This is a genomic window from Streptomyces fuscigenes (assembly GCF_021556455.1).
In the GTDB taxonomy this organism is placed as follows: Bacteria; Actinomycetota; Actinomycetes; order Streptomycetales; family Streptomycetaceae; genus Streptomyces; species Streptomyces fuscigenes.
Genome location: NZ_JAKGCV010000640.1, coordinates 1 through 2352, shown reverse-complemented (window position 1 = coordinate 2352; position 2352 = coordinate 1). Strand labels below are relative to the sequence as shown.

The 2352-nt window shown below is 76.4% G+C and carries 2 protein-coding genes; both read right to left on the bottom strand.

The window, feature by feature from the left end; translation table 11 throughout:
• Positions 1 to 53 precede the first annotated feature (53 nt).
• Positions 54 to 1364: an amidohydrolase gene (locus L1885_RS27260; protein WP_235799819.1), complete on the bottom strand. Its 1311-nt coding sequence runs from the start codon at positions 1362 to 1364 to the stop codon at positions 54 to 56.
• 89 nt (positions 1365 to 1453) lie between these two features.
• A partial coding sequence (locus L1885_RS27255) for an AbgT family transporter (RefSeq protein WP_235799818.1) occupies positions 1454 to 2352 on the bottom strand: 899 nt, incomplete at its 5' end.

Genomic DNA, 2352 nt, shown 5'->3' with positions numbered 1-2352 from the left:
CCCGCCCGCCGGCTGCCCCTCCCGGCGGCCGGGTCCCTCCGGCGCGGAGCTGCTCAGTGCCGCCGCGCCGCCAGCGCCCTGCGGACCAGCCCCTCCAGCAGCGCCACGCCCAGCGGCAGGGCCGCCTCGTCGAGGTCGAAGGACGGGGTGTGGTGCGGCGCCGCGAGCGCGGAGCCGATGCCGATGTACGAGGCGACGCCGCCCCGCTGCTGGACGCGGCGCATGAACGCGGTCGCGTCGTCGCTGGCCACCCCGTCCTCGGCGCGGGCCGTGACCAGGCGCAGGCCCTCGGCGCGCGCGGCCGCCTCGACGAGTTCGACCGCGGCGCGGTCCGCGCGGGCCGTGGTGACGCCGCCGATGAGGTCGACGTCCACCGTCAGGCCGTAGGTCGCGGCGGCCCCGTGCAGCGCGGCACGCACGCGCGCCTCCAGTTCCTCGTTGACGGCGCCCTCGTCGGCCCTCGTCTCCAGGAGCATCTCGGCGCGGTCCGGCACGATGTTGCTGGAGGTGCCGCCGCTGATCCGGCCGACCGCGACGCGGGTCTCGTGGCCCGGGAAGCGGGGCATGCCGTGCACCGCGAGCGTGGCGGCCGCGGCGCCGAGCAGGGCGCTGCGGCCCTCGTGCGGGGCGAGCGAGGCGTGCGAGGCGACGCCGTGGAAGACCGCGCGCAGCTTGGAGTTGGCGAGCAGGCCGTCGAGGGACGGGGCGAGTGTCCCGGTCGGCAGGTTCAGGCCGAGGTGCGGCGCGATGAGCAGGTCCAGGTCGTCGGCGACGCCCGCGGGGACCATGGCCCGGGCGCCCCTGCCGCCCTCCTCCGCGGGCTGGAGGAGCAGTGTGACGGAGCCGGTGGGCGGCGGGTCCGCCACCAGCCGCTCGGCGAGTTCCACCGCCATGCCGACGTGCCCGTCGTGGCCGCAGGCGTGCATCACGCCCTCGTGCAGGGACCTGAACCCCTCCCGGGCCGGCCGGTGCCCCGGGTCGCCGGACTCCGCGATGGGCAGCGCGTCCAGGTCGGCACGCAGCCCCACCGCCGGGCCGGGCGCCTGGGCCCGCCAGGTCGCGACCACGGCGGTGTTGCCGCCCTTCATGGCCGGGAGGAACCGCTCGTCGGCGCCCGAGGCCGCCGCGCGCCGGTAGGCCGCCGTCAGTTCCTCGTCGGACGGCACCCCGAGCCGGTCGCCCGGAGAGAGGGCGTCCGTGCCGGTGCGGATCTCCCAGCCGAGGTCGGCGAGTGCGCCCGCGACGCGGCTCGCGGTACGGAACTCCGTGAACCCGACCTCGGGACGGCGGTGCAGGTCGCGCCGCCAGCGCACGGCCGTGCCGGCCTGCGGCGCCGGGTCCTGCGGGTCGCGCTCGTCGTGCATGTGCGGGCCTTTCGACGGGGTGGCGTGGCGGCTGTCGGTGTGCGTCGGGGCGGGGTGTGCGTGGGGGCGGGGTGTGCCCGGACCCCCGCTCACAGGTGGGTCGGTGTGCCGGGGCCGAACGGGATGCCGGCGAAGTAGAACACCGCGAAGAGCGCGGCCCACAGCACGGCCACCGGCAGGACGAAGAGGCTGAGGCGCGCGAAGAGGCTGCCGAGCGTGAAGCCGGGATCGTAGCGGCGGGCGGAGAGCTCCAGCATGTAGACGTACGGGTTCAGCGGCGAGACCGGGTGCGTCACCGAGTCGCCGACGCGGTACGCGGCCTGCGCGACCCCCGGGTGGAAGCCGAGCCCGACGAAGATCGGCACGAGGACGGGCGCGAGGACCGTCCACAGCGAGGAGCCGGAGAAGACGACGAGCGAGAGCAGGCCGCTGAACGCCATCATCAGCAGCAGCGCCCAGAATCCCGTGACATGGGCCGAGCGCAGCCCGTCCGCGCCCTGCACCGCGAGGTAGTCGCCGAGATGGCTCCAGTCGAACATGGCGATGAACTGGCCCGCCGTGAAGGCGATGACGATGTAGCCGAGCATGGCGGTGAGGGCCTCGCCCATCATCCTCGGCACGTCCGCCGGCCGCCGGACCGTGCCGGCCGGGATGCCGTACGCGATCCCGCAGACGAGGAACGCGAGCATGACGAGCGGCACGATCCCGTCGAAGAACGGCGAGGCGACCAGCGCCCCGCCGGGGCCCTGCAGCGGGCCGCCCGGCACGAGCCAGCAGCAGAACACCAGGGTGAGGAACGCGGCCAGGGCCAGGGTGGCGACGGTGAGCCCGCGCCGCTGCTCGGGCGTGGCGGGATCGAGGGCGGAGGGCGGGCCCGCGCCCGGGCCGCCGCCTGCACCGGAGCCGTCGGAGCCGCCAGTTTCGTCGGCGTCGGAGCCGCCGTCGGAGCCGCCGTCCCCGGCTTGCCGCCGCCCCGACGCGCCACGGC